The organism is Streptomyces bohaiensis (assembly GCF_012033785.1).
Taxonomy (GTDB): domain Bacteria; phylum Actinomycetota; class Actinomycetes; order Streptomycetales; family Streptomycetaceae; genus Streptomyces; species Streptomyces bohaiensis.
Map to the genome: position 1 here is coordinate 1 of NZ_JAAVJC010000250.1, position 6,851 is coordinate 6,851.

A 6,851-nucleotide genomic window follows, 5' to 3' on the forward strand; every position below is an offset into this window, starting at 1 on the left:
CCGCCGGGCGGGGGCTCGGCGCCGGGGCTGCCGGCATCGCCCGCAGGAGGGGGCACGCCGTGACTGCCCGGCGGCGGGGCGTGGGGCGGCCGGCCGTGGGGGAACTCCCCGGGCCGCGGGTCTCCGGGGCCGGAAGGCGGCTGGTCAGTGCTCATGTCCCGAGTCCACCCCCCGCGTGCGGCACGCGCATCCGCTGGGGGCCGTTCGGGCGACGAGCGGGGGCCCCGTGCACCGGTGCACGGGGCGCCTGCTCGACAGCTCCGGTAACCGGCGCCTCAGTCCTGGCGGCGCACCGCGGCGACGAAGGTCCCGGCGACCTTGTCGTGCCAGCACTGCCGCCACGGCCGGTCCCACAGGCACCAGACCACGTTGACCAGGCCCACGAGGAGCATCCCCAGCACGGAGTAGGTCAGCCAGCGCACCAGCACCGAGCCGGCACCGGGCTTGTCGTGGCCGTCCATCGTCGCCAGGCGCAGTCCGGTCGCCGCCTTGCCGGGGCTGCGTCCCCAGACGGCGGACGGCAGCGCCTCCAGCACCAGGCTCACCAGCAGCACCGCGCCGAGGACCATGCCGAGGTAGCCGGCGGTGGTGGTGTCCAGCAGCCAGACGGTGTCGGTCACCCCGGCGCGCTCGACCGCCTCGATCTTGCCCTGGACGTGGTCCCGGGCCCGCCCGACCAGCGGCCACGCCACGGCCGCGCCCGCGGCCAGCGGCAGCAGCGAGTCCAGCAGACGGGCCGTCAGCCGGCGGCCCAGCCCCGCCGGGTACGCCTGCCCCAGCTCGGTCTCCCACGGCGCGGTGGCCGCCAACGGGAGCGACTGCACCGGACGCACCGGCGCGGCACCCGCCCCGTGGAGGGCGAGCTCCGCCCCGCCGAAGGGCTGCGCCGACGCGCTGAAGGGGTGCTCCGATCCGGTACCGGCGCGCTCCGGTCCCGACGCCTGCACGGCCTGGGTCGGCAGCGCGTGCGAGCCCGCCGGGAGCTCCGGCCGGCCCTGCGGGGCCCCCGGCGCGTGGCGCTGCGGGCCCTGGTCCGGCGAGGGGTGTCCGGGGTACCCGTACCCGGGGTGCCCCGTCGCGGCGGGAGCGTGCGGACCGGTCGCGGCGGGCGTGGGCCGGACCGGGCCCTGCTGCGCGGGCAGCGCCCCGGCGGCCGCGTCGTGGGCGGCGAGGTCGCGCACCTGGCGCTTCCAGGAGCCGCCGGCCGCGTCGACCCGGCGGATGCCCATGGTCCGCTCGACGGGTGACGGCTCGTCGACGGCGGGCGCACCGCCGTCGGCGGGGCCGTCGCCGGCTGCCTGCAGCTCCCCGGCGGCGGGTGGCGGCGACTCGGCCGGGCTCCGGAACCGGGTGCGCGGGTCGGCGGACGACGCCGGGGCGGGGCCGCGCCCACCGCGGCCGATGGCGGCGACGGGAGAGGTCGAGGCGTCGTCATCCGGCGACCAGGCGGGGGCGGAGGACGCCGGCGCGGGCGTCGCGCGACCGCGCAGCGCGGGAAGGGCCCCGGCCGGGGCGCCGCCCTGACGCGGCAGTTCGGGGGCGGGGCCGTGTTCCGCCGGGGCGGCGGGGGCGCTCGATGTGCCCGACTCCGCCGCGGAGCCGCTGTGGACCGGCCCGGTCGCGCGCGGGTCGGCGGGCGGGGCGGGCTGGTCCGGGGCCGGCGCGGGCTCCGCCTCGGGCTCGGGCTCGGGCTCGGGCGGAACGGTCGGCTCCGGGGCCCGCGACAGCGGTCCGACGCGGACCGTCCGGTCGTCCTGAGCGTCCCTGTCCGTGTCCCTGGCCATGGCCGTGGCGCTGGCGGTGGCGGCGGGCGGGGTCTCGTCACGCGGATCCGCCGCGGGGGCGGCCGCGTCGCCGGAGGTCCCCGCCGGGCCCGGCGGTTCCTCGCCGGTCGCCCCGGGGGCGCCGTCCGGGGCGGGCTCCTGCGGTGCGGCTTCCGACCACGGTGCGGGCTCGTGGCCCACCGGGGCGGCGCCGGGCACAGGGACCGGTGGAGCGGGGGGAGCCTCCCCCGGCGCGGGCTCGGGCCGGCTGGTGCCGGGCACCCAGCCGGAGCCGCTCCAGAACCGGATGTAGCCGGGGATCGACGGGTCCGCGTACCAGTTGGGCTCCGGGCTGCTGCCGGCGCCTCCTACGGGTGGGGAGCTCATGAGCGGGTCCGACTCTCCTCGTCCGTGCTCAGTGGTGTCCGCGCGTGTGGCTTGGCGTCAGGCTACGCATGGTACGTCGCCGCGCGGGGCGTCCGATCTCACCGCCGGGGGCCGGGACGGACGGCGACCGGCGCGGGCGGCACGGGCACGACCGACCGCCGCTGTGGCGCAGGCCATACCCGCCCCGTGAAATTTCCTCGCCAACCAGCGTAACGATCCGCGGCCCGGCCCCTCTAACCGGACGGACCCATCCGATCGTCCGAAGGAGCGCACACCGTGCACGCCATGACCGTTCAACGAGAACTGGAACTCGACCTGGTGCTGTCACCGGGCCGTTCACTGGCCGTCCCCGCCCGGCTGGTCTACCGGTCGGACGATCCGTTCGCCGTCCACGTCACCTTCCATGTCGGCTCGCACGCGCCGGTGCACTGGACCTTCGCCCGGGAGTTGATGGTGGAGGGCTGCTTCCGCCCCGCCGGACACGGCGACGTCCGGGTCTGGCCGACCCTCGGCGCGGGCCGGAACGTGGTCTGCATGGCGCTGAGTTCACCGGACGGCGATGCGCTGCTGATGGCGCCGGCGCTTCCGCTGTCGACCTGGCTGGAGCGGACGCTCCACGCGGTCCCGCCCGGCACCGAGCACGAACGGCTCGGACTCGATCAGGAGTTGGCAGGACTGTTCGCCGCGGCGCCCGGCGACGACCTCTACCTGTCGGACCCGTGGCCGTCGGACGAGTCCAGCGGTGACACGGCCTGACGGCGGCGGGGCGCGGGCCACGACGGGCGGGGCACGGGGGCGCGGGGGCGCCCCGTGCCCGGCCCGGCCGGCGACCGGTCAGCCGCGCCCCTCGGCGGGCGCCCGGAGCCCGGCGGCCTCCCGCACCAGCGGCACCATGCGCAGCGGCACGGGGTTCTCCATGACGATCGCGGTGGCGGCGCGCACGATGCCCTCGAAACCGACGACCCGGTCGATGACCCGCTGGAGGTCGGCGTTGGAGCGGGCGACCAACCGGCAGAGCATGTCGCCCTGACCGGTGATGGTGTGGAGCTCCAGCACCTCCGGCACCTCGCTCAGGTGTTCGCGGACCTCGAGTCCCTGCCCCTGCTTGATCTCCAGCGTCGCGAACGCGGTCACGGGGAAGCCGATCGCCGCCGGGTCGACCTCCGGACCGAAGCCGCGGATCACGCCGCCGGTGCGCAGTTTCTCCAGTCGCGCCTGCGCGGTGCCGCGCGCGACGCCCAGCCTGCGGGCGGCCTCCTGGACCCCGATCCGGGGCTCCCGGGCCAGCAGCTCCAGCAGTCGTCCGTCCAACTCGTCGATGCTCACGGTGGTCATCGTGCACACATCGACCGGGTGAATCCAAGAGTCGCTGTACAGATCGTCCAGCGTCAGCGGGAACTATTGCACATGATGTCGATGGAGAGGACGCTGCTCGCATGACTGGTATGACGGCTGACACCCCCGAGACCCCCGCCCCGACCACCGGCGCGAGCCGCGACGCGGACGCGTTCCCCGTCAAGGGCATGGACGCCATCGTCTTCGCCGTGGGCAACGCCAAGCAGGCCGCGCACTACTACTCCACTGCTTTCGGCATGCGCCTGGTCGCCTACTCCGGGCCGGAGAACGGCTCCCGGGAGACCGCCTCGTACGTCCTGGAGTCGGGCTCGGCCCGGTTCGTACTGACCTCCGTGATCAAGGCGGCCACCGAGCACGGCAAGTTCCTGGAGCAGCACGTCGCCGAGCACGGCGACGGTGTGGTGGACCTGGCCCTGGAGGTGCCGGACGCCCGTGCGGCCTACGCCGAGGCGGTCCGGCAGGGCGCCACCGGCGTGCGCGAGCCGTTCGAACTGAGCGACGAGCACGGTACCGTGGTGATGGCGGCGATCGCCACCTACGGTCAGACCCGGCACACCCTGGTCGAGCGCGGCGACTACCGCGGCCCCTACCTGCCCGGGTTCACCGCCGCCGAGCCGATCACAGCCCCGCCGGCCAAGCGCTTCTTCCAGGCGGTCGACCACTGCGTCGGCAACGTGGAGCTCGGCCGCATGAACGAGTGGGTGCAGTTCTACAACCGCGTCATGGGCTTCACCAACATGAAGGAGTTCGTGGGCGACGACATCGCCACCGAGTACTCGGCGCTGATGTCCAAGGTCGTCGCGGACGGCACCCGCAAGGTGAAGTTCCCGATCAACGAGCCGGCCATCGCCAAGAAGAAGTCGCAGATCGACGAGTACCTGGAGTTCTACGGCGGTCCGGGGGTGCAGCACATCGCGCTGGCCACCAACGACATCGTCAACACCGTCCGGTCCATGCGGGCGGCGGGTGTCAGCTTCCTCGACGTGCCGGACTCCTACTACGACACGCTCGGCGAGTGGGTGGGCGACACCCGCGTCCCGATCGACACGCTGCGGGAGCTGAAGATCCTCGCCGACCGCGACGAGGACGGCTACCTGCTGCAGATCTTCACCAAGCCGGTCCAGGACCGCCCGACGGTCTTCTTCGAGATGATCGAGCGCCACGGTTCGCTCGGCTTCGGCAAGGGCAACTTCAAGGCCCTCTTCGAGGCGATCGAGCGCGAGCAGGACAAGCGCGGCAACCTCTGACCCCTCCGGTCGGCCGGCACGACGGCGGCCCGTCGCACGACGCGCGTGCGGCGGGCCCCCGTCGTGGTGCCGGAAACGGAGCCGTCCGGAGCCGTCCGATGCCTCGACGCGGCGCCGTGCTGCCTCAGCAGGAGGGGACGGCCTCGCCGTCCCGCAGCGCGCGCAGCCCGGTGAGCGCGTCGTCCAACGTCTCCACCGGAACCAGCCGCAGCCCCTCGGGCCGGTTCCCGGCGGCGTCGGCGCACTCCGCCGCCGGGACGAGGAACACCTCCGCGCCGTCGCGGCGCGCGGCATGGGTCTTCAGCGGCACCCCGCCGACCGAACCGACCGTGCCGTCGGCGGCGATGGTGCCGGTACCCGCGACGACCAGGCCGCCGGTGAGGTCGCCGCCCTCGCCGTCCCCCTCCAGCAGGTCGATGATGCCGAGCGAGAAGAGCAGGCCCGCGCTGGGGCCGCCGACGTCCTCCAGCCGCAGGTCGATGTCGACGGTGGCGGGGTCGATCTCCAGCCGGGTCAGCGCGGCGTCCACCGCCGCGCCCTGGGAGGCGGTCATCTGCGCCGCGTTGTGCTCGCGGATCTCCTCGCTGGTGTCGCCGACCGGGTAGACCGAGGCGCGCGGCAGCACCGCCTGCTGGTCCGAGAGGTAGCCGCGGACCACCTCGGGCAGCCGCACCGCGGCGTCCGGCCCGGTCGCCATGATGGTCGTCATCCGCAGTTCTCCCTCCGGGGTCCGCGTCCCGGCGCCCTCGACCGAGATGACGGGCTCACCGTTGTCCTCCCCCAGGACGTCGACCGTGGCCCCGGGGTGCGCCACGGAGAACGGCAGCGGGGCGAGCGCCGCGACGGCGAGGAGCAGCGCGACCGCCGCCGCGCAGGCGAACAGCACGACACGGTTGCGGGGGGCGGGGCGGGACGGCGACATGGCAGCGAATCTAACGCACCGCCGAGGGCCGGGGCCGTGCGCACCCGCGCCCGCTGCCGCCCCGGGGCGGTGGGCGCCGGCGAGCGCGGGCGGCCCCGGTCAGCGCAGGGCGGCGGCGATCTCGACGGCGGCGCGCACCACCCGCGGCCCCACCATGGGCGGCACGCTGTCGTTGAGCATCACCACACCGACGCTGCCCTCGATGCCGCAGCCCGGGGGCAGCGGCGCGGCGGCGCCGCTGGCCCCGGCCTCCAACTCCCCGTGGGTGAGCACGAATCCGTCCTCGTCGTCGATGTCCTTGCACCGGCCGGTCAGGATCGCCCGGCCGGCGGCGCCCCGGTCGAGCGGGTGGCGGAACCCGGTGCGGTAGGCGACGTGGTAGTCGGTCCAGCTCGGTTCGACGACGGCGACCGCCAGGGCGTCCTCGCCGTCCACGACCGTGAGATGGGCGGTGGCTCCGATCTCCTCGGCCAGCGCGCGCAGCGCGGGCAGCGCCGCCTCCCGCACCAGCGGATGGACCTGGCGCCCGAGTCCCAGCACGCCGACCCCGACGCGCGCCCGGCCGCCGGCGTCCCGCCGCACCAGCGCGTGCTGTTCGAGGGTGGCGAGCAGCCGGTAGACGACGGTCCGGTTGACGCCGAGCCGGCGGGACAGCTCCGTCACCGTCAGCCCGTGGTCGGTGTCGGCGAGGAGCTTGAGGACGCGCAGCCCACGGTCGAGCGTCTGCGAGGTCTCCGCGGTCACGCCGCCCCCTTCGGATGGGACCGGCGACTCCCGCGGTCGTGGCGCCCCGCCCGCGGCCGTCCGAGGGTGGGCGCGCACGGGGGCCGCCGGGTGCAGTGGTTTCAGTGCCGGGCCGGCTGCGCGCCGGAGAGGTGACCGGCTTGCGCGTGCCGGAAAACCTATCCAGACGTACCGCTCAGCGGAAGGGCCTGTTCACAATCCGATCACACCATAAACAGCTGTTCGTCCGGGAACGCCGGGAATCTGCGGCGAGGTCGCCGGATGCCCCACATCGCGGGGAACCCCACGCAATCCGCGTATACCGCCGACCTCTCCCGGACGCTGCTCTCCCCCGGGCGGGGCGCCGTCCCGTGCGCTCCCACCCCTCCGCCGTGCCCGGGGCCGCGCCGCCCCGGCGCCGGACGCACGGGGCCCGCCGGGCGGTGTCCGCCC

Annotated in this window: 6 protein-coding genes; 2 read left to right on the forward strand and 4 right to left on the reverse strand. The window is 75.4% G+C overall.

Going from position 1 to position 6,851, the window contains the following annotated elements:
- Window positions 1–275: 275 nt before the first annotated feature.
- The gene (locus tag HCN52_RS20010; RefSeq protein ID WP_168089845.1) at window positions 276–2,150 is read right to left on the reverse strand and encodes an RDD family protein; all 1,875 of its coding nucleotides are present in this window, start codon (window positions 2,148–2,150) and stop codon (window positions 276–278) included.
- A 285-nt stretch (window positions 2,151–2,435) separates the two neighbouring features.
- On the opposite strand from HCN52_RS20010, the gene HCN52_RS20015 reads away from it, so the two are divergent.
- Complete coding sequence (locus HCN52_RS20015) at window positions 2,436–2,906, forward strand: SsgA family sporulation/cell division regulator (protein WP_209314769.1); 471 nt, start codon at window positions 2,436–2,438, stop codon at window positions 2,904–2,906.
- Between the two features lie 78 nt (window positions 2,907–2,984).
- On the opposite strand, the gene HCN52_RS20020 is transcribed toward HCN52_RS20015, so the two are convergent.
- Complete coding sequence (locus HCN52_RS20020) at window positions 2,985–3,476, reverse strand: Lrp/AsnC family transcriptional regulator (RefSeq protein WP_168089849.1); 492 nt, start codon at window positions 3,474–3,476, stop codon at window positions 2,985–2,987.
- 119 nt (window positions 3,477–3,595) lie between these two features.
- Between HCN52_RS20020 and hppD the strand changes: the two genes are divergently transcribed.
- A complete protein-coding gene (gene hppD / locus HCN52_RS20025; protein WP_168089850.1) occupies window positions 3,596–4,753 on the forward strand; it encodes a 4-hydroxyphenylpyruvate dioxygenase in 1,158 nt (385 codons plus the stop codon).
- 124 nt (window positions 4,754–4,877) lie between these two features.
- On the opposite strand, the gene HCN52_RS20030 is transcribed toward hppD, so the two are convergent.
- Window positions 4,878–5,675 carry a S16 family serine protease gene (locus HCN52_RS20030; RefSeq protein WP_168089847.1) on the reverse strand — a complete coding sequence of 266 codons (798 nt, stop codon included), beginning with the start codon at window positions 5,673–5,675 and terminating at the stop codon, window positions 4,878–4,880.
- A 99-nt stretch (window positions 5,676–5,774) separates the two neighbouring features.
- Window positions 5,775–6,419 (reverse strand): IclR family transcriptional regulator, encoded by a 645-nt coding sequence (locus HCN52_RS20035; protein ID WP_168089848.1) that lies wholly within the window; start codon window positions 6,417–6,419, stop codon window positions 5,775–5,777.
- Between the last annotated feature and the right edge of the window lie 432 nt (window positions 6,420–6,851).

Excerpts from the sequence above, each read along its gene's own strand:
- HCN52_RS20010 (WP_168089845.1), bottom strand. The coding sequence starts at position 2,150 with ATGAGCTCCCCACCCGTAGGAGGCGCCGGCAGCAGCCCGGAGCCCAAC.
- HCN52_RS20015 (WP_209314769.1), top strand. The coding sequence starts at position 2,436 with ATGACCGTTCAACGAGAACTGGAACTCGACCTGGTGCTGTCACCGGGC.
- hppD (WP_168089850.1), top strand. The coding sequence starts at position 3,596 with ATGACGGCTGACACCCCCGAGACCCCCGCCCCGACCACCGGCGCGAGC.
- HCN52_RS20030 (WP_168089847.1), bottom strand. The coding sequence starts at position 5,675 with ATGTCGCCGTCCCGCCCCGCCCCCCGCAACCGTGTCGTGCTGTTCGCC.